The organism is Nocardia asteroides, from assembly GCA_019930625.1.
Classification (GTDB): Bacteria; Actinomycetota; Actinomycetes; order Mycobacteriales; family Mycobacteriaceae; genus Nocardia; species Nocardia sputi.
In genome coordinates this window covers 4052806-4076384 of sequence record CP082844.1, presented here as the reverse complement: position 1 = coordinate 4076384, position 23579 = coordinate 4052806, and the positions used below count along the sequence as shown (strand labels likewise).

Annotated in this window: 24 protein-coding genes; 6 read left to right on the top strand and 18 right to left on the bottom strand. The window is 69.4% G+C overall.

Annotated features, from left to right (window positions below; genetic code table 11):
- Positions 1-70: 70 nt before the first annotated feature.
- The 6 genes from K8O92_18765 to K8O92_18740 all read right to left on the bottom strand — a co-directional run bounded on the left by K8O92_18765 (position 71) and on the right by K8O92_18740 (position 6512).
- Positions 71-967 carry an acyltransferase family protein gene (locus K8O92_18765; GenBank protein UAK30008.1) on the bottom strand — a complete coding sequence of 299 codons (897 nt, stop codon included), beginning with the start codon at positions 965-967 and terminating at the stop codon, positions 71-73.
- Between the two features lie 421 nt (positions 968-1388).
- Positions 1389-2825 carry a GTPase HflX gene (gene hflX, locus K8O92_18760; protein UAK35801.1) on the bottom strand — a complete coding sequence of 479 codons (1437 nt, stop codon included), beginning with the start codon at positions 2823-2825 and terminating at the stop codon, positions 1389-1391.
- 245 nt (positions 2826-3070) lie between these two features.
- Positions 3071-3952, bottom strand: coding sequence for a diaminopimelate epimerase (gene dapF / locus K8O92_18755; protein UAK35800.1), 882 nt, complete (start codon positions 3950-3952; stop codon positions 3071-3073).
- A 33-nt stretch (positions 3953-3985) separates the two neighbouring features.
- Complete coding sequence (locus tag K8O92_18750) at positions 3986-4822, bottom strand: rRNA methyltransferase (GenBank protein UAK30007.1); 837 nt, start codon at positions 4820-4822, stop codon at positions 3986-3988.
- Positions 4819-5736: a tRNA (adenosine(37)-N6)-dimethylallyltransferase MiaA gene (gene miaA, locus K8O92_18745; GenBank protein ID UAK35799.1), complete on the bottom strand. Its 918-nt coding sequence runs from the start codon at positions 5734-5736 to the stop codon at positions 4819-4821. The genes K8O92_18750 and miaA overlap by 4 nt, the downstream gene beginning before the upstream one ends.
- Positions 5737-5747: 11 nt before the next feature.
- Positions 5748-6512: a hypothetical protein gene (locus tag K8O92_18740; GenBank protein ID UAK35798.1), complete on the bottom strand. Its 765-nt coding sequence runs from the start codon at positions 6510-6512 to the stop codon at positions 5748-5750.
- Between the two features lie 239 nt (positions 6513-6751).
- On the opposite strand from K8O92_18740, the gene K8O92_18735 reads away from it, so the two are divergent.
- A complete protein-coding gene (locus K8O92_18735) occupies positions 6752-8128 on the top strand; it encodes a DUF349 domain-containing protein (GenBank protein UAK30006.1) in 1377 nt (458 codons plus the stop codon).
- 78 nt (positions 8129-8206) lie between these two features.
- On the opposite strand, the gene K8O92_18730 is transcribed toward K8O92_18735, so the two are convergent.
- Both K8O92_18730 and miaB read right to left on the bottom strand, forming a co-directional pair.
- Positions 8207-8788, bottom strand: a complete 582-nt coding sequence (locus K8O92_18730) for a hypothetical protein (protein ID UAK35797.1) — start codon at positions 8786-8788, stop codon at positions 8207-8209.
- A gap of 146 nt (positions 8789-8934) precedes the next feature.
- Positions 8935-10482 (bottom strand): tRNA (N6-isopentenyl adenosine(37)-C2)-methylthiotransferase MiaB, encoded by a 1548-nt coding sequence (gene miaB / locus K8O92_18725; GenBank protein UAK30005.1) that lies wholly within the window; start codon positions 10480-10482, stop codon positions 8935-8937.
- Positions 10483-10741: 259 nt separating this feature from the next.
- Between miaB and K8O92_18720 the strand changes: the two genes are divergently transcribed.
- The 4 genes from K8O92_18720 (at position 10742) to K8O92_18705 (ending at position 14060) form a co-directional block, all read left to right on the top strand.
- Positions 10742-11470 (top strand): amino acid ABC transporter ATP-binding protein, encoded by a 729-nt coding sequence (locus K8O92_18720; GenBank protein ID UAK35796.1) that lies wholly within the window; start codon positions 10742-10744, stop codon positions 11468-11470.
- A gap of 49 nt (positions 11471-11519) precedes the next feature.
- Complete coding sequence (locus K8O92_18715; GenBank protein ID UAK30004.1) at positions 11520-12356, top strand: glutamate ABC transporter substrate-binding protein; 837 nt, start codon at positions 11520-11522, stop codon at positions 12354-12356.
- A 101-nt stretch (positions 12357-12457) separates the two neighbouring features.
- Complete coding sequence (locus K8O92_18710; protein UAK30003.1) at positions 12458-13138, top strand: amino acid ABC transporter permease; 681 nt, start codon at positions 12458-12460, stop codon at positions 13136-13138.
- Positions 13139-13157: 19 nt separating this feature from the next.
- Entirely contained in the window at positions 13158-14060 is a 903-nt protein-coding gene (locus K8O92_18705; GenBank protein ID UAK30002.1) for an amino acid ABC transporter permease, read from the top strand.
- Positions 14061-14864: 804 nt separating this feature from the next.
- Here K8O92_18705 and recX read toward each other — a convergent pair.
- The 5 genes from recX to K8O92_18680 all read right to left on the bottom strand — a co-directional run bounded on the left by recX (position 14865) and on the right by K8O92_18680 (position 18968).
- Positions 14865-15380: a recombination regulator RecX gene (recX, locus tag K8O92_18700; protein UAK30001.1), complete on the bottom strand. Its 516-nt coding sequence runs from the start codon at positions 15378-15380 to the stop codon at positions 14865-14867.
- A 355-nt stretch (positions 15381-15735) separates the two neighbouring features.
- Positions 15736-16779 carry a recombinase RecA gene (gene recA, locus K8O92_18695; protein UAK30000.1) on the bottom strand — a complete coding sequence of 348 codons (1044 nt, stop codon included), beginning with the start codon at positions 16777-16779 and terminating at the stop codon, positions 15736-15738.
- Positions 16780-17111: 332 nt separating this feature from the next.
- Entirely contained in the window at positions 17112-17561 is a 450-nt protein-coding gene (locus tag K8O92_18690) for a nuclear transport factor 2 family protein (protein UAK29999.1), read from the bottom strand.
- A 27-nt stretch (positions 17562-17588) separates the two neighbouring features.
- Positions 17589-18473 carry a pyridoxamine 5'-phosphate oxidase family protein gene (locus K8O92_18685; GenBank protein ID UAK29998.1) on the bottom strand — a complete coding sequence of 295 codons (885 nt, stop codon included), beginning with the start codon at positions 18471-18473 and terminating at the stop codon, positions 17589-17591.
- A gap of 33 nt (positions 18474-18506) precedes the next feature.
- On the bottom strand, positions 18507-18968 hold the full coding sequence (locus K8O92_18680; GenBank protein UAK29997.1) for a VOC family protein: 462 nt from the start codon (positions 18966-18968) through the stop codon (positions 18507-18509).
- A 155-nt stretch (positions 18969-19123) separates the two neighbouring features.
- On the opposite strand from K8O92_18680, the gene K8O92_18675 reads away from it, so the two are divergent.
- Positions 19124-19639, top strand: a complete 516-nt coding sequence (locus K8O92_18675) for a CGNR zinc finger domain-containing protein (protein ID UAK29996.1) — start codon at positions 19124-19126, stop codon at positions 19637-19639.
- Positions 19640-19641: 2 nt separating this feature from the next.
- On the opposite strand, the gene K8O92_18670 is transcribed toward K8O92_18675, so the two are convergent.
- From K8O92_18670 to K8O92_18650, 5 genes are all read right to left on the bottom strand, one after another.
- The gene (locus K8O92_18670; protein UAK35795.1) at positions 19642-20823 is read right to left on the bottom strand and encodes a tetratricopeptide repeat protein; all 1182 of its coding nucleotides are present in this window, start codon (positions 20821-20823) and stop codon (positions 19642-19644) included.
- A 59-nt stretch (positions 20824-20882) separates the two neighbouring features.
- On the bottom strand, positions 20883-21077 hold the full coding sequence (locus K8O92_18665) for a DUF3046 domain-containing protein (GenBank protein ID UAK29995.1): 195 nt from the start codon (positions 21075-21077) through the stop codon (positions 20883-20885).
- A 62-nt stretch (positions 21078-21139) separates the two neighbouring features.
- Entirely contained in the window at positions 21140-22297 is a 1158-nt protein-coding gene (locus K8O92_18660) for a glycosyl transferase (protein UAK29994.1), read from the bottom strand.
- 67 nt (positions 22298-22364) lie between these two features.
- A complete protein-coding gene (locus tag K8O92_18655) occupies positions 22365-23075 on the bottom strand; it encodes a PIG-L family deacetylase (GenBank protein ID UAK29993.1) in 711 nt (236 codons plus the stop codon).
- Between the two features lie 61 nt (positions 23076-23136).
- Entirely contained in the window at positions 23137-23310 is a 174-nt protein-coding gene (locus tag K8O92_18650) for a hypothetical protein (GenBank protein ID UAK29992.1), read from the bottom strand.
- Positions 23311-23579 lie beyond the last annotated feature (269 nt).

Here is a 23579-nt window from a genome sequence, read left to right as displayed (position 1 = left end):
ATTTACAGCCGATGGCTGCCGAAATCGGTCACTGAAGAGAGGGCGTCACCAACTTGGGAGTGCGCGCCCGTCAGCGTTTCAGCCAGCCGCGTAAACGGCCCACCAAGGTACGGCCTTCGTCGCGCGCCCGTTCGGTGAAGAGGAAGTTCATCTCCTCCTCCAGCGCCTTGCGCACCACGTCGCGGAATTCCGTCGCGGCGGCGTGCATGTCGTCGACGGTGCGCCAGGGCGCCGGATCGATGGGCGCGCCCGCGGAGAAGTAGAAACGCTCCGGACGCGGGATGACGGTGGGGCCGACGCCGCGAATGAGCGGCGGGGTGAGGTCGCGACTGAGCCCGAGGGCCTCCACGGTCCACCGCAAGGGACGCAGAATCGGGTGGTCGCCGTCGACCACGATGTCGTAGGCGTCGTCGACGCCGATCATCGCGACCGGGACGATGGGCGCGCCCGCCTCGATGGCCATGCGCGCGAACCCACTGCGACCCTCCCATTTCAGCAGGTACTTCTCGTTCTTGCGACGGACCGCCTCACGACCGCCGCCGGGGAAGACCATCACCGCCTCGCCGCGCCGGAGCAGGGCCAGGCAATTGGACCGGGTCCCGCGCACCGTGCCGTAGTGGTGCAACAGGTGACGCAGACCGGGGACATTCATCAGCACGTTCTCGGCGAGACCGCGGATCAGGCGGCCGCGGCGGCGCAACACCTCGGGCAACAGCATCGGCGCGTCGATGCCGCCGAGCAGGTTGTGGTTACCGACCAGCAGCACCGGCCCGTCGGCCGGGATGTTCTCCAAACCGTAGAAGCGCGGGCTGGTCCACGCGCGCAGCGGCGCGAGGAGGGTCTCGATCAGCCGCAGATCGATGCCGGTCAGCGAGACCGACAGCGGCGCACCGTCGGTGAGCACCGGATCGGCGCTGTTCGCGGCGCCGGAGCGCCGGGTGCGGGAATCGGAGCGGGCGTCCGACATGAACCCTCCTGGTGTCGATTCGATGACGATAGCGCAACGAAATCGACTGCGTCGCACCGGATGTGCGAGTGGTATCGCGACACGCCCGATTCGGTCCATCGGTAGGCGTGCCCGGCACTGCGGCAAGCCTGCCGCGAACCAGCACGTCATCGCCCTGCTGGGGCAGCCACACCGCCACGACGCGCGGCTGCGCTGTGAATACGCCCACATCGCACCGGACCGGCGGTGCTACCGAGGCTTGCTTCCCGCACGCCGACGGTTGGGTCTACCCGAGGCCTTGCTCGCCGGACTCCGGGCGCCTGCCGCGCCCGCCTTTCCCGCGCGCCGACACGTACCTCCACCCGAGGCCTTACTCACCAACCTTCAGGCGCCCGCCGCGCCCGCCTTTCCCGCGCGCCGCCGCCTACGTCTACCCGGCGCCTTACTCGCCGGTTTCCTCGGTGCCCGCCGTGCCCGCGTGCGCGTACTCCGACAGGGCGGCGGCCAGGGCATGGGGGACGCGCGCGCGAACGCGGGTTCCACCCTCCTCGTGGTGCGAACTCAGGATGCGGCCGTCGGCGTGGATGCGGGCGAGCAGGTCACCGCGCGTGTACGGCAGCAGCACGCTGATCTCCACGTCCAAGCCGCCGAGCATTTCGGCGAGCCGCGCGCGCAGCGCGTCGATGCCCTGCCCGTCGTGCGCGGAGACAAACGACGCGTCCGGCAGCAGCGCGCGCAGGTTGGTGAGTTCCGTCGGCCCCATCGCGTCGGTCTTGTTCACCACGAGCAATTCCGGCGGCGCGGGCGTGCCGGATTCCTTGATCACGTCAGTGATCACCTCGCGGACGGCTTTGATCTGCTCGGCGGGCAGCGCGTCGGAGCCGTCCACCACGTGCAGCAGCAGGTCGGCGCCGGTCACCTCCTCCAAGGTGGAGCGGAAGGCCTCGACCAACTGGGTCGGCAGGTGGCGCACGAAGCCCACGGTGTCGGTGAAGACGACTTCGCGTCCGTCGTCCAGCTCGGCCCGGCGCGTGGTCGGATCGAGCGTGGCGAACAGTGCGTCCTGCACCAGCAAGCCGGCGCCGGTGAGGGTGTTCATGAGGCTCGACTTGCCCGCGTTGGTGTAGCCGACGATCGCGACCGACGGGATGCCGCTGGAGTTGCGGCGCGCCCGCATGGTGTCGCGCGCGGTCTTCATCTCCCGGATCTCCCGGCGCAGCTTGGCCATGCGCTCGCGGATGCGACGACGATCGGTTTCGATCTTCGTCTCACCGGGGCCGCGCAGACCCACGCCGCCGTTGCTGCCCGCGCGACCACCGGCCTGCCGGGACATCGACTCACCCCAACCGCGCAGCCGGGGCAGCATGTACTCCATCTGGGCCAGGGAGACCTGCGCCTTGCCCTCTCGGGAAGTGGCGTGCTGGGCGAAGATGTCCAGGATCAACGCGGTCCGGTCGACCACCTTCACCTTGACGACCTTCTCCAGCGCGGTCAGCTGCGCCGGCGTCAGCTCACCGTCGCAGATGACGGTGTCCGCGCCGGTCTCCAGCACAACCGAACGCAGTTCCTCGGCCTTTCCAGAGCCGATGTAGGTAGCCGGGTCCGGCCGGTCGCGGCGCTGGATCAGCGCCTCGAGCACCTCGGAGCCCGCGGTCTCGGCCAGCGCCGCCAGCTCGGCCATGCTCGCCTCTGCCTGCGCCGCCGTGCCCGCGGTCCAGACACCGACCAGCACGACACGCTCCAGGCGCAGCTGCCGGTACTCGACCTCGGTGATGTCGGTGAGCTCGGTGGAAAGGCCCGCCACTCGCCGGAGCGAACTGCGCTCGTCCAGCTGCAGCTCACCCACGGTCGGATCGGCCGACCAGCCCGACCGGTTCATCCGGGCGGCGTGCTCGGCGACCACGTCGCCGGTTGCCGCGACTTCGCCGGTCATCGCGTCTTCGCCGGTCGCAGCGTCTTCGCCGGTCGCAGCGTCTTCGCCGGTCACAGCGTCGTCGGCCGACTCGGCGGCGCTGTCGTTCGCGTCCGCCGGAGTGAATTCATACGTCTCTGACTTTCTCATACACTATCCATGCTGCCACGACATCACCGCAGTACGCACCCGGTTAATCGGAGGCGACCCGCTCACGGACCGTCCCACCACGATCCGGCGACGCGTCCGGTGGCCACCAGGACCGACGGTCCGCGCAGCCACGCCGAGCCGCGCTCGAGCCCGACGGTCAGTTCACCGCCGGGCACCCGGACGGTCACCCGGCCGGTGTCCTCGGCGATCCGGAAGCCGTCGGCGGCCAGCGCCGCGGCCGCCGCGGCGACGGTTCCCGTTCCGCAGGAACGTGTTTCGCCCACACCACGCTCGTAGACCCGCATGTCGACCGCCCCCGCGTCGTCCAGCGCGGTGACGATCTCGACGTTCACCCCGTGCGGGAACAGGTCCGGATCGAAGCCGGGCGGCACGCTCAGGTCGAGCTTGCCGAGCGCGTCGGCGGACATCCCCGGATCGACACAGGCCAGATGCGGATTGCCGACATCGATGCCGATCCCGGACAGCGCCCAGCCCGCGATGGTCGCGGTGGACGCGCCGAGTTCGCGCACCCGGCCCATACCGACAGTGACGTCGCCGGTGACCTCGTTCCCGGCATGCACCGTGACCGGGCGCGCCCCGGCACGGCTGCCGACGACGAAACTGTCGCGGGTCTCCAGTCCCGAGGCGGTCAAATAGTGGGCGAACACACGCACGCCGTTGCCGCACATCTCGGCGATCGAGCCGTCGGCGTTGCGGTAGTCCATGAACCAGTCGGCGGCGCCGACCTCCTCCGGAAGCCGCGCGAGCACTCCGGCGTCCCGCAGCGCACCCGCCCGCGCGACCCGGAGCACGCCGTCGGCGCCGAGACCGCGTCTGCGATCGCACAGCGCGGCGACCTGCGCGGCTGTCAGCGCCAGGTCGGCCTGCGGGTCCGGCAGCACGATGAAATCGTTCTGGGTGCCGTGGCCCTTGGTGAACTCGATGTCCGGCACGGGCGATGTCTCCCTATCTCGTGGTCACTTGGCAAACGTCCTGCGCTGCCGGGAAATTTCGTAGAGCGTCACCGCCGCCGCCGAGGGCGCCCCCAGCGAGCTGGCAGTGCCGCCCATCGGGATGTGCACCATGTCGTCGCAGGCCGTCTGCCAGGCGGCGCTCATGCCGCTGGTCTCGTTGCCGATGACGAGGATGGTCGCGTCGGTGAAGTCGTAGTCGTAGGCGGCGTCCCTGCCGTGCTCGTCGGTCCCCACGATGCGGGTCGGAATGCCGCGGCGGACCTGCCGATTGCGGAACTCCAGTACCTGCGCGGGCCCGGCGACGCGGAACACCGGCACGGCGAACAGCGAACCGGTCGAAGCGCGAACGGCCTGCGGGTCGTACTGGTCGGCGCCGTGCCCGGTGACGATGACTCCACTGGCGCCGAAGGCGTCTGCCGAGCGGATCAGCGTGCCGAGGTTGCCCGGTGAGTTGGGCCGGTCGAAGACCACGACCACCGGTGCGTCCTCCCCCGGCTCCCCCGGCTGGAAGGTCTCCAGCCCGGGTTGGCGCGACTCCGCGACCGCCACCAATTCCGGTATGCCACCGGACTTCTCGCCGAGTTCGGCCATCAGCTCGGGCACCAAGCCGACCTGCGGCACAGCACTGGTGTCCAGCAGTTCGCGCGCCCAGCTCGACAGCTCCGGGCCGCCGAGGCGGTACAGCAGCGTCTCCAGCGGCCAGTCGTTGGCCACGGCCTGAGTGATCGGACGGACACCTTGCACCAGGAAACGGCCGTCGCGATGACGTTTGGTGCGGTTGTTGAGGTAGGCCTGCCACACCTGGACGGAGGCGTTGCGCGTGGTCACACGTCGGGTCACTGCGGGGTCCGTTCTTTCTCTTCGAGCAGGGCCAGCGCCGTCACGGCCGGATCCGCGGCGGCGCCGTCCACCCACCGCACCCGGGGATCGCGCCGGAACCAGGAGCGTTGCCTGCGCACGTAGCGCCGGGTGCCGATCAGAGTGCGTTCCTGAGCGTGGTTCAGGTCGTATTCGTTGTCCAGATAGGCCAGGACTTGTGCGTAGCCGATGGCGCGGCGCGCGGTGACACCCTCGCGCAGGCCGCAGTCGATCAAGCCGCGTACCTCCTCGACCAGCCCGCCCTCGAACATCGCGGCGGTGCGCCGCTCGATCCGGGCGTCCAGGGCCGCGGTGTCCCGGTCGACGCCGATGATCACGGTGCCCCAGCGCGGCTGCCCGATGGTCGGCGCCGAGGCGGCGAACGGCCGTCCGGTGAGTTCCACGACTTCCAGCGCGCGTACCATACGGCGACCGTCGGTGGGCAGGATGGTGGCCGCGGCCACCGGATCGGCCTCGCGCAACGCCGCGTGCACGGCGGCGACGCCGCCTTCGGCGAGCACCGCCTCCCAGCGCGCCCGAACGGCCGGATCGGTGGCGGGGAACTCCCAGTCGTCCAGCAGCGCTTGGACGTACATCATCGAGCCGCCCACGATGACAGGCACCCGCCCGCGCTCCATGATCGCGACGACGTCGGCGCTCGCCGCCGCCTGATAGGCGGCCACCGACGCGGTGTCGGTCACCTCGAGCACGTCGAGCTGGTGGTGCGGAAGGCCGCGGCGTTGCGCCACGGGCAGCTTCGCGGTGCCGATGTCCATGCCGCGATAGAGCTGCATGGCGTCGATGTTCACGATCTCGCCGCCGAGCCGCTCGGCCAGGTCCAGGGCGAGATCGGATTTGCCGGTGGCGGTGGGACCGACCACGGCGATCGGAGTGATACCCGCATCCGTCACGAAGCATCGTCTCCCGCGGGCCGCCACAGGCTCACGTGGTAGCCGACCCCGAACGGGGCGTCGCAATAGCGTGTCTCGACCACCGGATCGGCGCGGAAGAGTCCGGCCAGCATCTGGTAGGCGGCGCGGCCCGCGAGAACCAGGTCGGCGCACAGCCCGGGATCGAGCGCCCGCAGTGCGGCGCGATCACCCGTGCTCAGAGCACGGTCCAGCCCGTCCTGCACCGGCCGGGCCCGTTCGTCGAGGTAACCGGGCGCCTTGGTGGACAGGGTCGCGGCGCCGTCGGCGACGACCAGCACACCACGCGCCGCGACGTCGCCGTCCAGATCGGCGCGCAGCTTCGCCCCCACCTCCAGGCAGTGCTCCGGTGTCGCGTCCGCGGGCACGACCCGCGCCTCGGCTACCGCGCCCGGCGCGACCTGCCCGCGTAGCCATCCGCCGATCAGTACGGCCAACGGCAGGCCGGCATCGGACTGCTCCGCCGCGGCGAGCGCCGTGTCGGACAAACCGACTCGCACGTCCGCGCCGAAGCCACGGAACGTGCCGACGGTCTCCGGGCCGAGAGTGCTGTCACCGGCCCCGACGCCGATCACGGTCCACCGGTCGGTCACGTCCGCGAAGACGCGCACGGTGTCGAGCACGGCGGACCGCAGCACCGCGCGCGGGTCCGCCTCGCCCGTTCCCGCCGCGTCCGCCACGCCGCCGCACAGTTCGGGTACCAGGACCGGCGGCGAGGGAACGAGGGCGGCGACGGAGAACACGTCGTAACCGTAGTCGTTGCCGGGACCACCGGTGCCGCCCGCTTCGAGTGTCTCTGCCGGAAACACCGCCGGGATTGATAGTGTTCGAAGAGCTACAACCCAGGTCATCAGGGGTTGGAATCCCCGGGATTCCTCCGCGGGAAGGCATGGATCGATGGTCACAAGGGCTCGGACCGGGTTGAATGGGATGAGCCAGGGCGTAATCAGGCAGCCGTGACGCGCGGCAGGGACGAGGAAAAATGACCGATAGCAACGGAACCGCGAAAGCCAGCCCCGGCAAGATGCCGCGTTCCTCCGGTGCCCCGAAACCGGGCAGCTCGATTCAACCGCCCAAACCGCACGCGGTCAAACCCGCCCCGGGCCCGGCCCAGCAGCATCCCCATCCCGTCGTCGTGCCCACCGTTTCCGATCCGAGCCTGTGGGGCCGGGTCGACGAGGACGGCACCGCGTGGGTCAAGACCGCCGAGGGCGAACGCCAGGTCGGCTCGTGGCAGGCCGGTGACGCCGCCGAGGGTCTGGCCCATTTCGGCCGCCGCTTCGACGACCTCGCTACCGAGGTCGCCCTGCTGGAAGCGAGACTGGCCGCGGGCGCGGACGCGCGCAAGACCAAGGCCGCCGCCGTCGCGCTGGCCGAGTCCCTGCCGACCGCCGCCGTCATCGGTGACATCGAGGGCCTGGCCCATCGCCTGCAGGCCATCGCCGAGCACTCCGAAGAGGCCGCCGCGCACGCCAAGGAAGAGAAGGAACGCGCCCGGCACGAGCACACCGAACGCAAGGAGGCGCTGGCCGCCGAGGCGGAGAAGATCGCCGCCGAGTCCACCCAGTGGAAGGCCGCCGGCGATCGGTTGCGCGAGATTCTCGACGAGTGGAAGTCCATCCGCGGTGTGGACCGCAAGGTCGACGACGCGCTGTGGAAGCGCTACTCCAAGGCGCGCGAGGCGTTCAATCGCCGCCGCGGCGCGCACTTCGCCGAACTGGATCGCGAGCGCGCCGCCGCGAAAGCGCGCAAGGAAGAGCTGTGCGTACAGGCCGAGGAGCTGTCCGGCTCCACCGAGTGGGTGGCCACCGCCGGCATCTTCCGTGACCTGCTCGCCGAGTGGAAGGCCGCCGGGCGCGCACCGCGCGAGGCCGACGAGGCGCTGTGGCGGCGCTTCAAGAGCGCGCAGGACGTCTTCTTCGCCGCCCGCAACGCCGCCGTCTCCGAGCGCGACGCAGAGTTCGAACAGAACGCGGCCGCCAAGGAGGAACTGCTGGGCGCCTACGCCTTCATCGATCCGTCCACCGATCTGGAAGGGGCGCGCAGCGCGCTGCGCGAACTCCAGGACAAGTGGGACGCGATCGGCAAGGTGCCGCGCGAGCGCATGCAGGAGCTGGAAGGCAAACTGCGCGCGATCGAGAAGCGCGTGCGCGACGCCGTCGACGCGCAATGGCGACGCACCGACCCCGAGGCGATGGCCCGCGCCGCGCAGTTCCGGGAGCGGGTGGCTCAGTTCGAGGAGCAGGCCGCGAAAGCTCGAGCCGCCGGGAACGCCCGCGACGCGGAGAAGGCATTGGAGCAGGCCAAGCAGTGGCGTGAGTGGGCCGAGGCCGCCGAAGGCGCCGTCAGCAACCGCTGAGCTCGGCGGTATCGGCTCCGTCGATGACAGCGCGGCCCCTCCCAGGCGGGAGGGGCCGCTGTCGTTCGACGGAAAGGGTCAGGATTCGCCGGTGAGGCGACGGCGCTCGCGTTCCTCCGCGGCCGCGGCGGCGTTACGGCGCTGTTCTTCGGCGGCCAACTGCAGCGCGGTTCGGCTCCACACCACGCGGATCCAGTGGAAGGTGAGCACGATGGTCACGATGGCGCCGAGGATCAGCCCGATGCCGGGGCCCGCTCCGATGTAGTTGCCCAGCCCGGGGGTCTGGCGGTGCCAGATGGAGAGTACGCCGAACACACTGGCCACCGCGCTGCCCGCGACGGCGATCCAGGCCAGCACCCAGCGGCGGGTCATCAGCGCCAGCATCGAGAAGCCGATGCCGAAGATCACGAGGAACCAGACGAAAACCCGCGAGGGCAGACCGATGTGCTCGGCCCGCGCGACGTCGGTGTCCAGCAGGACGTCGAAGCCGCGCGCCGCGCCCGCGTGTGGCAGCACCAGCGACGCCAGCAGCAGGAACACCGCGCCCGCCACGACCATGGCGCGGACGCCGGGATCGATCTCACCGGCGATCCTGCGCTCGACGGCGTCGAGATCGTCGCGGAATTGTTCGAAATCGCTGGTGCTCTCGACCGAGCTCACTGAGTCCTCGTTTCGTTCGTCTCCGTCGGGGCGCGCGGGCTGGCTCCTGGGGGTCGCCGCGGACGCGCCGCGCTCGCCGTCGCCGGACGCGGGAACAGCCCCGTCGGCGCCGCGGGTCGCGTCGCCGTCGTCGTCCGGGCTCGTGGTCATGCGCCGCAGCCGGTCGAGCAGCCGGCGACCGCGGGTTCCGGGACGGGAGCGCCGATGCGGGGCAGTCCGAGGCCCACGCCGATCGGCGCGGTCTTCGGCGTGACGCCGCGTTCGTGCGCGTCGCCGGCACGGGTGCGGCGGTGGCTCTTGATCGCGGAGTCGGCGACCAGGTGGTGCGGTGCCGCGGCGGTGATGTCGACCGTGATCAGGTCGCCGGGGCGGATCGGCTCGGTGGTGCCGCCCGGGCGGAAATGCACCAGCCTGCCGTCGCGGGCGCGACCGCTCATCCTGGCGGTCGCCGCGTTCTTCTTGCCCGCGCCCTCGGCCACCAGCAGCTCCACCTCGGTGCCGACCAGCTCCCGGTTGGCCTCCAGAGAGATCTCCTCCTGTAGCGCGATGAGCCGGTCGTAGCGCTCCTGGACGACGGCCTTGGGCAGCTGGTCGGGCATGTCGGCGGCGGGCGTACCGGGCCGCTTGGAGTACTGGAAGGTGTACGCGCTGGTGAAACGCGCCCGGCGGACCACGTCGAGGGTTTCCTGGAAGTCCTCCTCGGTCTCGCCGGGGAAGCCCACGATGATGTCGGTGGTTATCGCGGCGTGCGGCATCGCGCCCCGCACCTTGTCGATGATGCCGAGGTAGCGGGCTTTGCGGTAGGAGCGGCGCATGGCCTTGAGCACCCGGTCCGAACCCGACTGCAGCGGCATGTGCAGTTGCGGGCAGATGTTCGGGGTCTCGGCCATCGCCTCGATCACGTCGTCGGTGAACTCGGCCGGGTGCGGGGAGGTGAAACGGACCCGCTCCAAGCCGTCGATGTGCCCGCACGCGCGCAGCAGCTTGGCGAACGCCCCGCGGTCGCGCGGCTCGCTCGGGTCGGCGAACGACGCGCCGTAGGAGTTCACGTTCTGGCCGAGCAGCGTCACCTCGAGCACGCCTTGGTCGACCAGCGCCTGCACCTCGGCGAGCACATCGCCGGGGCGGCGGTCGACCTCCTTGCCGCGCAGGGCGGGCACGATGCAGAAGGTGCAGGTGTTGTTGCAGCCGACCGAAATGGAAACCCACCCCGCGTAGGCGGATTCGCGCTTGGCGGGCAGTGCGGACGGGAACGCCTCCAGCGACTCCAGGATCTCCACCTGGGCTTCCCGGTTGTGCCGCGCCCGCTCCAGCAGCACCGGCAGCGAACCGATGTTGTGCGTGCCGAAGACCACGTCCACCCAGGGCGCCTTGCGCACCACGACGTCGCGGTCCTTCTGCGCCAGGCAGCCGCCGACGGCGATCTGCATGCCGGGATGCCCCGCCTTGATCGGCGCCAGGTGGCCGAGCGTGCCGTAGAGCTTGTTGTCCGCGTTCTCGCGCACCGCGCAGGTGTTGAAGACGACGAGGTCGGCCGTCGCGCCGGGCGCGGCCTTCACGTATCCCGCGTCCTCCAGCAACCCCGACAACCGTTCGGAATCGTGCACGTTCATCTGGCAACCGAAGGTGCGGACCTCGTAACTGCGTGCTGTGCCCTCGGCGGGAGCCGACACTGCCTGACCGATCGAATCCACCCGTCCAGGGTACGGGGCGGTCCGTGGCGCCTTTCGCGGGCATCGGCGCAGGCTCCGGGCGGTCTCCGGCCGACTGGCGAACGGCCGGGAGGTTACACCCACGTGACGAATCGGCGCGGCGAGACGGCGTGTCGCCGAAACCCGGGCAAATCCCCGATTTTTGCTTAAGGTCTTGACCATGACCGACGACGCCGCCGCACCCGCCACGACCGGGGACGCTTCTGCCGGGGACGTCAGCGCCGCCGCCAGCGCGCCGCCGATGATCTCGATGCGCAATGTGGACAAGCACTTCGGCGACCTGCACGTACTCAAGGACATCAACCTGGAGGTCCCCAAGGGGCAGGTCGTCATCGTGCTGGGCCCCTCGGGCTCCGGTAAGTCGACGCTGTGCCGCACAGTCAACCGGCTCGAGCCGATCGATTCCGGCGACATCGCCATCGACGGAGTGCCGCTGCCCGCCGAGGGTCGCGCACTGGCCGCGCTGCGCGCCGACGTCGGCATGGTCTTCCAGTCCTTCAACCTCTTCGCGCACAAGACGATCGTGGAGAACGTCGCGCTCGCGCCGGTCAAGGTCCGCAAGATGAAGAAGGACCGAGCTCGCGCCCGCGCCATGGAATTGCTCGACCGGGTCGGCATCGCCGATCAGGCCGACAAGTACCCGGCGCAACTATCCGGCGGGCAGCAGCAGCGCGTCGCCATCGCCAGGGCGCTGGCGATGAGCCCGAAGGTGATGCTGTTCGACGAGCCGACCTCAGCGCTGGACCCGGAGATGGTCAACGAGGTGCTCGAAGTGATGGTGTCGCTGGCCAAGGAAGGGATGACGATGCTGGTCGTCACCCACGAGATGGGCTTCGCGCGCCGCGCCGGGAACCGGGTGCTGTTCATGGCCGACGGCCAGGTGGTGGAGGACGCGGCGCCGGACGCCTTCTTCACCGCCCCGAAGTCCGAGCGCGCCAAAGACTTCCTGGGCAAGATTTTGAGCCACTGACCTGCCGGAACAGCGGCCGCCACACCCACGGATAGGGAGAAGGAACTCGATGAGGATCAATCGCGCTCTGCGCATGGGTATCGGGGCGATCGCCCTGACACTCGCCGCCGCGACCGCCACCGCGTGCGGCGGCGGCGACGACAAGTCCGCCCTGGATCACGCCAAGGACGGCAAGCTCACCGTCGGCATAAAGTTCGACCAGCCCGGTCTGGGCCTGCGGAACAAGGACGGGTCCTACAGCGGCTTCGATGTCGAGGTGGCCAAGTACGTCGCGGGCAAGCTGGGCGTGGCGCCCGAGAGCATCACCTGGAAGGAAGCCCCGTCCGGCCAGCGCGAGACGCTGATCGAGAACGGTCAGGTCGACTACATCGTCGCCACCTACTCGATCAACGACAAGCGCAAGGAGAAGATCGACTTCGCCGGGCCGTACTACGTCGCCGGACAGTCGCTGCTGGTGCGCGCCGACAACACCGACATCAACGGCCCGGACAACCTGAAGGGCAAGAAGGTCTGCTCGGTGAAGGGCTCCACCCCGGCGCAGAACATCGAGAAGAACTTCCCCGACACCCAACTGCAGACCAACGACACCTACTCGCTGTGCCTGGAGGGCCTGCGCGCCGGGTCCTGGGACGCGGTGACTACCGACGACATCATCCTCGCCGGTTACGCCGCGCAGAGCAGCGGCGCGTTCAAGGTGGTCGGCAAGCCGTTCACCACCGAGAACTACGGCATCGGGTCGAAGAAGGGCGACCAGGAGCTGCGGGACAAGATCAACGACGCGATCGAGGCGATGATCGCCGACGGCTCCTGGAAGAAGGCGTTCGACTCGACCGTCGGCGCGTCCGGCTACCAGGCCCCGCAGCCGCCCACCGTGAACCGGTACTGACGCCCGCAGACCAGCACGGGTGACCCGGCTCCACGACCGGGCCGGGTCACCCGTCGCACTTCCCCTGACCATCGAGACCCGATCGGAGGGACGCGTCCGCCGTGTTCGACCTGATCTCGAGGTATGACAGCCAAATCCTCGAAGCATTCTGGGTGACCATTCAGCTGGCCGTGCTGTCCGCGGTCGGCGCGCTGATCCTGGGCACCGTCGTCGCCGGGCTGCGGGTGTCTCCCGTGCCGGTCGCCCGCTGGGTCGGCACCGCATACGTCACCATCTTCCGCAACACCCCGCTCACGCTGATCATCGTGTTCATGTCGTTGGGGCTCTACACCACGATGGGCTGGCGTCTCGCGGGTGAAGGGCCGGACTCCCTCGCACAGAACAATTTCCGTTTCGCCGTCATCGGCCTGAGCATCTACACCGCCGCGTTCGTCTGCGAGTCGCTGCGCGCGGGCATCAACACCGTGCCGATGGGGCAGTCCGAGGCGGGGCGCTCGCTCGGTTTCGGCTTCCTGCAGAACCTGCGGCTGGTCGTGCTGCCGCAGGCTTTCCGCTCGGTCATCGCTCCCCTGGGCAGCGTGCTGATCGCGCTGACCAAGAACTCCACCATCGCCTCGGCCATCGGCGTCGCCGAGGCGGCGACCTTGATGGCGGAGATGACCGAGACCGAAGCCGCGGTCCTGGCGATCGGCGCGATCTTCGCGCTCGGCTTCGTGATCCTGACCCTGCCGACCGGCCTGTTCTTCGGCTGGCTGGCCAAGAAGTACGAGGTGGCTCGATGAGCGTCAGTGAGGCGCGGATATGAGCGCGGGCCCTTCGGTCCTGTTCGACGCGCCGGGCCCGAAGGCGAGACTGCGCAACAACATCTACTCGGCGCTGGTCATCGCCGCCGTGGTCGCGGTGGGCTGGGTGCTCTACCGCGGCTTCGCCGAGAAGGGCCAGTTCACCGCGGAGAAGTGGAAGCCGTTCCTGGAGGCGGAGGTCTGGTCGACCTATCTGCTGCCCGGTCTGCGCGGCACGATCGTGGCCGCGTTGCTGTCCATCGTGTTGGCGCTGGTCCTCGGCATGATCTTCGGCATCCTGCGGCTGTCGGATCATCGCGTCGTGCGCTGGGTCGCCGGGGCGGTCGTGGAGGTGGCGCGGGCCATCCCGGTGCTGATCCTGATGATCTTCCTGTTCGCGGTGTACTCCGACTACGACCTGTTCGAGTCGGAGGATCTCGCACTCGCCGCGGTGGTCACCGCGCTGACCGTCTACAACGGCTCGGTCATCGCGGAGATCGTGCGGGCGGGCATCCGGTCGCTGCCCAAAGGGCAGACCGAGGCGGCCGTCGCGCTCGGCATGCGCAAGAACCAGCTGATGCGGTTGATCCTGCTGCCGCAGGCGATCACGGCGATGCTGCCCGCGCTGATCTCGCAGATGGTGGTCGCGTTGAAGGACTCCGCGCTGGGCTACCAGATCACCTACGTCGAAATCGTGCGCTCGGGTCAGCAGCTCGGTGCGGCCGAACAGAACACGATTCCGTCGCTGATCGTCATCGCGATCATCATGATCGCCCTCAACAGCGCGTTGACGCTGGTGGCGACGAAGCTGGAGCAGCGGCTGCGGGCACGTAAGCGCGGGAAAGGCGGCGGCGCCGTCGTCGCCGCGGACTCGATCATCACCGACGCGGCCCCCGGTGTCGACATCGGCACGAAACCGTGAGCATCAGAGAGCGGGAGTTCGAGGACTACCCGGCAAGCGGTTGGACGATCTGAACTCGGCGGCCGTGAAATTGGAGCGCCGCAAGCTCGCCGGGGCGAAGCTCTACGGCGAACCATCCTGATCCGACAGCATGTGTTGCGCTCGAGCTGAGCGCAACACTCGTGCCCTCGGTGGCGCCCCGCCAATCTCGTAGGCGTATGCCGATCCCCGGTAGCCGACCGGTGGGGCGGTCGTCAGTGCTTCGTGCCTGCGGGAGTCGATGATCGATGCTCAGCCGTACCCGACCGCTTCCTGGGCGAGTTCGGCTCGGCCACAGTGTCTTTCATCGAGCCGGGGCAGCGAGTCGGTGGACGAGGTACGGCTCGCCTCCAGCTACGCGAGGCCAGGCGGACCGTCTCCCCCTGGTGCCGAGCGGCTACGCGATTCCCGAGAAAGCCCTCGACACAGGAGTAGGAATGACGACAATCACGACCTCGGGTCCGGTCTCCGACACAGGAGAGGTGTAGACCGAAGATGTTCCACCCGAAACCCGCGCAGCGTTGCACTTCCGCAGCGGCGGCACGAAGGGCACGACTTTCCACCGCCGCGGGCCGGGCTCCGATCGGCTGTCCGAGCGGCGACGATCAACACACCGACCGAAAACGCCGCAGTCGGCCTAGGTTTCGCTAGCCTCGCAGGCTGCGCCGAGCCGCGCCAGGGCAGGCGGCCGTATCTGCCATCCGTATCCCGCACATCCGACCAGCGTTTTACGCAGTTGTGAGCGGGATGCCGCCCTCGCACCCTGGCGCAGCCGAGCCGCGAAGTTCAGTCGAGGGGGTCGAGATCGCCTTCGAGCCCCCGATCGGCCAGTTCGGCTTTGACCACGCGATAGGCCGTGGCCTGGCTGTAACCCCGCCGGGCGAGCATCCCGACGAGTCGGCGAATCGTCTTGTCCCGGTCGAGCTCTCGCGGCAGCGAGCGTAATTTGCGGCGGACCAGCTCGGTGGCGCGGGCTTCCTCCTCGTCGGAGGTGATGGCGTCGAGAGCGGACGCGGCGTCCGACTGCGCGACGCCCTTGCGGCGGAGCTCCTGCGCCAGCGCCTGTTTGCCTTTACCGGAGAAGGTGTGGCGGGCGTGGACCCATTGCTCGGCGAAGGCGGCATCATCGATGAGACCCACTTCGGTGAGGCGGTCGAGCGCCCGCTCGCTCACCTCGGCCGAGTACCCCTTGGCGGCCAGACGCTGGGCCAGCTCGGCACGGCTGCGGGCGCGGACGGCGAGCAAGCGCAGACACGCCTCCTTCGCCTGCTCGACCGTCCCGCCTTCGGATCCGGCCGCCACCGGACCCGCCGATCGGCCCTCGGGCCGGTCAGAGTCGCTCGGGGAGGAGCCGGTCCGGGAGGAGCTGGTCCGGGAGGAGCTGGTACGTCCCTGCGCGCCGTGGCGACCGCGACGGTACCCAGCCGGACGCGCCCGCTGCGGATCGGACGCGTCCGGCCGAGTTCCCATGGTGTCCGGCTCGGCCGAACTATTTTCGGCGCTCCGGACGAGCTCGGAGTCCTGTCCGCCTCCGGCCGGCCGGCTGGAGGCGGACAGGAGTTCTTCCAGCCGACGCCGCAGATCCTGCACCGCGTCGGCCCGTGGTCGCCCGGGATCGGTCGGACCCGCCCCGGGTGAGGGCCTGCCGTTCGTCGGCTCAGAAATCGGCGGGCACCTCCGCCGCCGCATCGGCTGTCACGTCGGCGCCGATGCCCAGCTTCTCCTTGATCTTCTTCTCGACCTCGTCGCGGACGTCGATGTTCTCCAGCAGGAACTTGCGAGCGTTCTCCTTGCCCTGGCCGAGCTGATCTCCCTCGTAGGTGTACCAGGAGCCGGACTTGCGGATGAAGCCGTGCTCGACGCCCATGTCGATGAGCGAGCCCTCCTTGGAGATGCCGTGCCCGTAGAGGATGTCGAACTCGGCCTGCTTGAACGGCGGGGAGACCTTGTTCTTCACGACCTTCACACGGGTGCGGTTGCCCACCGCGTCGCTGCCGTCCTTGAGCGTCTCGATGCGGCGCACGTCCAGGCGCACCGACGCGTAGAACTTCAACGCCTTACCACCGGTGGTGGTCTCCGGCGAGCCGAACATGACGCCGATCTTCTCGCGCAACTGGTTGATGAAGATCGCGGTGGTCCCGGAGTTGTTCAACGCGCTGGTCATCTTGCGCAGCGCCTGACTCATGAGGCGGGCCTGCAAACCGACGTGGCTGTCGCCCATCTCGCCCTCGATCTCGGCGCGCGGCACCAGCGCGGCCACCGAGTCGATGACGATGATGTCGATGGCGCCGGAGCGCACCAGCATGTCGGCGATCTCCAGCGCCTGCTCACCCGTGTCGGGCTGGGAGACCAGCAGCGCGTCGGTGTCGACGCCGAGCTTGCGGGCGTAGTCCGGATCGAGCGCGTGCTCGGCGTCGATGAACGCCGCGACCCCGCCCGCGGCTTGGGCGTTGGCCACCGCGTGCAGCGCGACGGTGGTCTTACCCGAGGATTCCGGCCCGTAGATCTCGACGATGCGGCCGCGCGGCAGACCGCCGATGCCCAACGCCACGTCGAGCGCGATCGAGCCGGTGGGGATCACCGAGATGGGCTGGCGCGCCTCCTCGCCGAGACGCATGACGGCGCCCTTGCCGAAGCTTTTCTCCACCTGGGCCAGCGCGAGTTCGAGCGCCTTGTCCCGGTCGTACGCCTGTGGTGCCATGTCCTGATCCCCTTTTCGACGGGTGAGTCTCGTTCTGTGGTTGGCGCCTACAGTAGAGCCCGGCACCGACAAGTTCTGGCGACAACACTAGACGAACACGTGTTCGAGTCAAGCGACCCGGCCGGGTCTGCGCGCATGGCGCGATGCGGTCGCGGCCGCGGCGACCGGACGGATCAGACGGACAGACTCGCCCGGTCCCGCGACGCTCTTGCCGGCTGCATCGACGCGGCCGAAGCGAATGGGCAGCGCGCGCTGACCCACCCTTCGACGACGCCGACCTGGAACCCGTCCGGGCTTGACGCCGCCGCCTCGGCTCGGCCGTGCCCGCACACCTAGCGTTGGGGCTGCACCGACTCGTCCGCCGGATCGCGCGGCCCGAAGATGCGCCGATCGGATTCCTCGATCCGGACGTCGTTGATGCTGGCCTCCCGCCGGGACATCAGCCCGTCCGGCGCGAACTCCCACTGCTCGTTGCCGTAACTGCGCCACCACCGGCCCGCCTCGTCGTGCCATTCGTACTGGAAGCGCACGGCGATGCGGTTGTCCGCGAAGGCCCACAGGTCCTTGCGCAGCGCGTATCCGTTCTCGATGGACCACTTCCTGGTGAGGAACTCGACGATGGCGGCGCGACCGGTGAAGAATTCGTCACGATTGCGCCATACCGAGTCCTCGGTGTAGGCGGCGGCGACCCGCTCCGGATCGCGCGTGTTCCAGGCGTTTTCGGCGGCCCGCACCTTGATAGCGGCGGATTCGGCGTCGAACGGGGGTAACGGAGGTCGCATGGGACGGCTCCTTCCTCGAAGGTGGTTTCAGGGATTGACGGGTGAAAGCTCGGCTGGTCCCCACCGCAGCGCTCCCCCGCGCCGCTGGCGCACCTCCTCGATGGTGAACTCGAGGGAGCACTGCGCGCCCGCGGCGAACGTCTCGGGCGCCCAGACCAGTTCGGCGGTGCCGGTGAGCTGCAGCGCGGCCGCGCCGGCCCAGTCCGGGATCAGAATCCCGCAGCGGGGGTTGACCTCGATGTTGCCGAGCGTCATGAACATCGAATTGCCCCGGTAGTCCGGCCAGCGCAGCCGAGTGGGCGACAGCACTCGGAGGAAACCCGGGTTCCCGCCGCGATGCGAGGCGTCGGCGTTGCCGTCTGCGTCGGCGGTCGCGACGAAGAACGTGTCGGCCGCGGCGACGGCGGCCTGCTGAGCCGCGTCGAGTTCTACACCGTGTCGCACCACCGGCGGCTCGGGGTCGGGCGTGTAGCTCTCGAGTTCTCGCCGGGAGATGTACTTGGGGCAGTTCGAGTACACCTGATCGGTGACGATGCGCAGGCCATCGCCCTCCGGTGTCGATCGGCCGTTGACCCGCATGCGCCTGCGCCGCTGCGGTTGCAGTGCGATCATGCCGACGCGAACACGGTGGGTCAGCGCTTCCCGCAGCGGATCGGCGGCGGCTGGACGGGTTCGGACCGAAATCGTCCGATCGTCGAGCGCCCGGACGAATCCCGGCTGCCCGGCCAGCTCGCTCGCCCACAGTCTGCCCGCCTCGTCGGCGGCGGCGAGCACCACCATCCGCTGTTCGGCCAGGAAGTCGGCCGCGACCGCGGGGATATCACGACGGATCATCCGGCCGACCCGTGCGGCGATGTCGGCTTGGCCCATCCGGCGCTGGACGGCGACCTCGCCGCTGTGAAACGGCTCCATCGCGATTCTCCCTTCGCTACGCGACCGACAGGATCAGAAGAACCCGCAGGTCGGGGCCGCGCCGCTGGGGGCGGGAGCGGATTCGGCGCCACTGGGCGCGTAGACCTCGAGGCGAATGCCGTCGGGATCGGTGAAGAAGATCCCGCCGGAGGCCACGCCTTCACCGTGGGCCACCACCCCGTCGTAGGCGAAGGTGACCGAGAGCTCACGCAGCACGCGCTCCACCGCGCGCACCTGATCGATGCTGTCGACCTGGAACGAAAGGTGATGCAGCCCGGGTGTTTCGGTGGAGAAGGTACCGCCGCTCTGCTCCCACAGCGTGACGACCAGCTTGCCGTCGGCACCGAGGAAGGCCCAACGACGCCGGTCGCCGGTGCTCGCGGCGAGCTGTTCGAAGCCGAGAGCCCGGCGGTAGAAGTCCACCGAACGATCCAGATCCGAGACGTTCAGGCCGATGTGCCCGGTGGCGAGCTGAGGTGCGGCGACCGCGGTCATAATGTTCCTCCTCGGAATTTTCAACCGCCTAATACGGTTTCACTAGTTAGAACATATCGACGCCGAAGCGACCGTGTCAACCACTAAACTTGATTTGACTAGTTAAACGGGAGGTGGCCGCCGTGGGCGAGGATGCGCACTCGATACCCTCGGGCATGCCCGATCCACGCCCCCACCTCGGTGAACCCCTGGCGCTCGATCTGCTGAACACGAGATGGATGGAGCACGGCCCGCAAGACCTGCTCACCGATGTGTCCGGCCTGCGCGTCTGGCTGGCGTCGGCGGGCCTCACCGATCGCGCGAGCGCCGACTCGGCCACCTTGAACGCGGTGCTGGTCGCGCGCTCGGCCATCTACGACGTGGTCGTGCACGCCGCGCACGAGGGGCTCAACGAAGTGCTGGAACACGGCCGGATCCGCCGCGCGCTCACCGAGTCCGGGCCCGCCGATCTGGCGGACGTCCCACAGCGGGCTTGGCTGCCCGCCTGGCTGGCCGCCGACAACCTGCTGGAACTGCTGCGCACCGCGCCCGATCGGATCCGTCAGTGCGCGCACCCGGAGTGCGTGCTGTTCTTCTACGACACTTCGAAGAACGGGACGCGCCGCTGGCACTCGATGGCCACCTGCGGCAACCGCACCAAAGCGGCCCGCCACTACGCGCGGAAGACCTGAGTTCAGAACAATTCGTCGAGCAGCCGGTAGTACTCCAGGCGACTTTCGTCCGGGTCGGCCAGGCCGTAGGCCGTGAAGAAGGCGGAAACCTCCGCTTCGCCGAAGTCCGCGCGCAGATCGCGGACCGCCACCGCCAGATCGCGGTAGCGGTCGGCGACGCCGAGCGCGCCGACATCGAGGAGGATCCCGTTCTCCAGCACGTTCGGCGGAGTGAAATCACCGTGCGCCACCACCGGATCCCCTTGCTCGGGGCGCTGAGCCCGCAACCGCGCGAGGACATCCGCCGGGGTGGATCCGGCGTTGTCGTCGTCGAAATCGTCCGCGTCGACGAGACCTTCCACGACGTTGCGGCGAGCCTGCGCCAGCACGACGTCGAGGCCTCCGTCGAACGGGCACTCGGTCACCGGAATGCTGTGCAGCCGACGCAGTATCGCACCCATGACGGTGCCGATCGAGGCCGCGTACGCGCCCTCTGAGCGGGCTCGCGCGGCCAGGCTGGGAGCGCCCGCGTCCGCGAGCACCAGCACGTCGTCCTCGAATGCCGCGACCTCGGGCAGTTCGATTCCCCTGCCGCGCAACCAGGTCAGTCGCTCGTACTCGGCGACCGCCTTGGGGCCGCGTTTGAGCCAGTAGGCGCCGGAGACGAAAACCACCCCACCACTCATGCCCTCGTGGTCGTCCGACCAGCTCGGTGACTCACCGAGCAGCGCGGTGACAGTGGGCGGCAACGGGATCGGCAGCTCGCCGAGCGTGTCCAGAGCGGCGCGGGTGGCTTCGATCTCCTCGGGATCGCCTTCGGCGACGCGCAATCGCATCGCCTCGGCCAGCAGCGCGTGCGCCTGGGCCAGTTGATTCCGCTCGGCGAGCGCCTTGCCCAGGTGCTGCACCGCGGACGAGAGCACCTCAGGAGCGGCCACCCGCGCGTGTTCCACGGCGCGCCGGTACAACGTCTCGGCCGTGTCCGCATCGCCGCGGTAGCGGTACACATCGCCCAGGTTGATCCACACGCTGATCCGGCGCGGCTCGGTGTCCACCAATTCCAGCGCGCGATCGAGATGATCCAACGCCTCGTCGTAGCGACCGAGCAGCATCAGTTCGATACCGGTCTGCCGGAAGCTCGCGAAGTCGTCGGGCCGGGCCTGCGCCACCCGGTCGGCCAGGCGTTGCGGATCGTGCGGGATCATCCGCTGCCGCTCGTCGAACCGGTACAGCGGCTCGTCCCGCTCCACCTGCCCGGGGGCGCTCACCAGCGCACCCTGGGCACGTCGAATTCGGCGCACAACGCGCGCCAGACGTCGCGGGGATCGATCCCGGCCTCGATGGCGTCGGCGCCGGTGCGCCCGCCCAGCGCGAGGATCACATGGTCGGTCAGCAGGGCGTCGCCCCGGGCCACACCGAACTCGGTGTGCAACAGTTCCTGAAACTCGGTCAACCGCACCGTCCCGAACTTACTCCCATGACGCGCGTTCCCAGGTCAGTGGCACACCCGGGCCCGCCCGGTCAGGGGTGAACGGCATGGCGGACCTGGTGGCACAGGGCCACGGGGTCGGGGAAGTCCGTCGCGGCGGCGGCCTCCCGGGCAGCCGCGGTGTAGGCGGGGTCGGTGAGGATCTCTTGGACCGCGGCGCGCACAGCGGCGGGCGACAGTGGCCGGACGACGAGCGAACTGCCCTGGCGGGCCGCGCGATTGGCCAGTTCCCACTGGTCGCCGCCGCCGGGAACCGTCACGATCGGGACGCCCGCGGACAGCGTCTTGGCGAGCAGGCCGTGGCCGCCGCCGCCCACGACCACGCGGGCATGGGTCAGCAGCTCGTCTTGGCGCCCCAGCCCCGCCGTCGCCCACGGGGGAAGATCGGCGGGCGGCGCGTCCAGCATCGAAATCGCCACGCGGACACCGGTGCCCTCCAAAGCCTCGAGGACCGTCTCGGCCATGCCCGCCACGCCGGTGTGCGCGGTGGAGGGGGCGACCATGACCAGCGGTCCGTCTCCGGGCGGAAGGTCCAGGATCGCCTCGGTCGGCTCCCACAGCAGCGGACCGATCACGTGGGTGGATTCCGGCCAGTCCGGACGCGGTACCTCGAGCGCGGGCAGGGTGGCGATCAAGCGCGCGGCGGGGCCTGGGTCGGCAGGCGGTAAACCGACACTCTCGCGGGCCCGCTCGCGCTGGCGACGCCCGTTCCGGAGGGCTCGCGCGGTCATACCGCGCAAAATCTCATCGCGCATCCGTCCGCGCAGGCCAACACCCGGAGCGAGTCCGCTCCCGATGGGCGGCAATCCCTTCGACGGCAGGTACAGCGGATGCGGGGACAGCTCCACCCACGGCACGCCGAGCCGCTCCGCGGCCATCCCGCCGCCCGCGGTCAGCACGTCGGAGATCACCAGTTCGGGCAGCATGGCGCTCAGTTCGGGCAGGATCTCGGTGGAGATGTGCGCGGCCCGCTCGTGGATGCGCTGCCCGGCGTCGGCGTCGTCGTCCACCGGTCGCGGCGCCAGGCCCTTGAGTCTGCGCACCCCGATTCCGGCGGCCAGCGCGGCGTCGAACCAGCGCGGGCCGGTGAACAGGACCGGCTCGTCACCGGCCGCCAGGAATCGCAAGCACAACGCGATAGCGGGAAACGCGTGGCCGGGATCGGGCCCTGCGACTACGGCTATTCGCATCCGCCTAGCCTGCCACACACCGGGGGGCGCAAGCCGCACCCGCATCGACGCGGGTTCGGCCCGCGGGTCAATCGGAGAAGAAGAACAGCTCGAATCCGACGGCGCGCTCGGCGGGGAATCCGTCCTTGGGGGCGGTCGCCTGGTCTACGACGGCGCGCGCCTGGTCGACGACCGGCTCTGGGCCGAGTGCCTCGAGGTAGCGGCGGTGTTCGGCCAGCGAGGCGACGGCCTGTTCGACGGTGTCGGTGACGTCCACGGCATGGGTGGCGACCGGCCCCACGACCGCCGCCCACCGCGCCGACCACGGCTTCCATTCGGCGATCTCCGGGAAGATCCACTCATTGCCCGCGTCCGAGACGGCATCCAGGGCAGCCCGGCCGACCGCACGATGGTCGGCGCTGTTGGCGTAGCCGGGAGCCCAGACGTCGCCGAAGTTGAACAGCACCACCATCTCCGGTTGATGCCTGCGGATCGCGGCAGCCAAGTCGCGGCGCAGCGCCAGGCTCTCCTCGACGCGACCGTCCGGATAACCCAGGAACTCCACCTCCCGCACGCCCACCACCTCGGCCGCCGCGATTTCCTCTGCCTCACGCAGTGGGCCGGCGAGGGCGGGCCGCAATCCGGCGATACCGGCTTCACCGCTGGTGACCAGCACGTAGCGGATGTCCTTGCCCTGCCGGGTCCAACGGGCGACAGCCGCGGCGGCGCCGTATTCGATGTCGTCGGGGTGCGCGACGATCACCAAGCCGCGCTGCCAATCTTCGGGAATTCGCTCCACAAGAGATCATTCAAACATCGCCCGCGCGCGACGACGGTGCGACGGCCGAGGCCCGGCGTCGCTACAGCTTGCTCACCGTCGAGTCGTCGGAGCCCGACACCGCCTTGTACAGCAAGTACAACCCGAACACGATGGCACTGATGACCAAGATGGGGAACAACCCCTCGAGCAACGCGCCGATGACGGCCAGCGCGATCCAGACGACTGCGACGATGCCGATGATCTTCCACAACATTCCGATGCCTCCCACGAGTACGTTTCCGCATCGAGCATGACATTCGGACGAGCATGAATCAGCAGGTGAGAAGGGAAATCGGGGCGGAAATCAGGGTTCACCCCGACCTCCGCCGCCCATCCGCCGGGCGGTGATCGGGGTTTCCCCGATCCCTCGTCCGCCGACGTCGCGGCAATCGGCCTACGCGTACCCGAGAACCGGGGTTCTCGCTTCTCGGACGGCTGCGGTCACGGATGCCGGACGGCAGGGACGTCCGGCACGTCGGTCGG

Bases quoted from the DNA above. Each gene is read 5' to 3' on its own strand.
- K8O92_18765 (UAK30008.1), bottom strand. From the start codon at position 967: ATGTCGGACGCCCGCTCCGATTCCCGCACCCGGCGCTCCGGCGCCGCG.
- hflX (UAK35801.1), bottom strand. From the start codon at position 2,825: ATGAACCGGTCGGGCTGGTCGGCCGATCCGACCGTGGGTGAGCTGCAG.
- K8O92_18735 (UAK30006.1), top strand. From the start codon at position 6,752: ATGACCGATAGCAACGGAACCGCGAAAGCCAGCCCCGGCAAGATGCCG.
- K8O92_18720 (UAK35796.1), top strand. From the start codon at position 10,742: ATGATCTCGATGCGCAATGTGGACAAGCACTTCGGCGACCTGCACGTA.
- K8O92_18715 (UAK30004.1), top strand. From the start codon at position 11,520: ATGAGGATCAATCGCGCTCTGCGCATGGGTATCGGGGCGATCGCCCTG.
- K8O92_18705 (UAK30002.1), top strand. From the start codon at position 13,158: ATGAGCGCGGGCCCTTCGGTCCTGTTCGACGCGCCGGGCCCGAAGGCG.
- recA (UAK30000.1), bottom strand. From the start codon at position 16,779: ATGGCACCACAGGCGTACGACCGGGACAAGGCGCTCGAACTCGCGCTG.
- K8O92_18690 (UAK29999.1), bottom strand. From the start codon at position 17,561: ATGCGACCTCCGTTACCCCCGTTCGACGCCGAATCCGCCGCTATCAAG.
- K8O92_18685 (UAK29998.1), bottom strand. From the start codon at position 18,473: ATGGAGCCGTTTCACAGCGGCGAGGTCGCCGTCCAGCGCCGGATGGGC.
- K8O92_18680 (UAK29997.1), bottom strand. From the start codon at position 18,968: ATGACCGCGGTCGCCGCACCTCAGCTCGCCACCGGGCACATCGGCCTG.
- K8O92_18675 (UAK29996.1), top strand. From the start codon at position 19,124: ATGCCCGATCCACGCCCCCACCTCGGTGAACCCCTGGCGCTCGATCTG.
- K8O92_18670 (UAK35795.1), bottom strand. From the start codon at position 20,823: ATGATCCCGCACGATCCGCAACGCCTGGCCGACCGGGTGGCGCAGGCC.
- K8O92_18660 (UAK29994.1), bottom strand. From the start codon at position 22,297: ATGCGAATAGCCGTAGTCGCAGGGCCCGATCCCGGCCACGCGTTTCCC.
- K8O92_18650 (UAK29992.1), bottom strand. From the start codon at position 23,310: ATGTTGTGGAAGATCATCGGCATCGTCGCAGTCGTCTGGATCGCGCTG.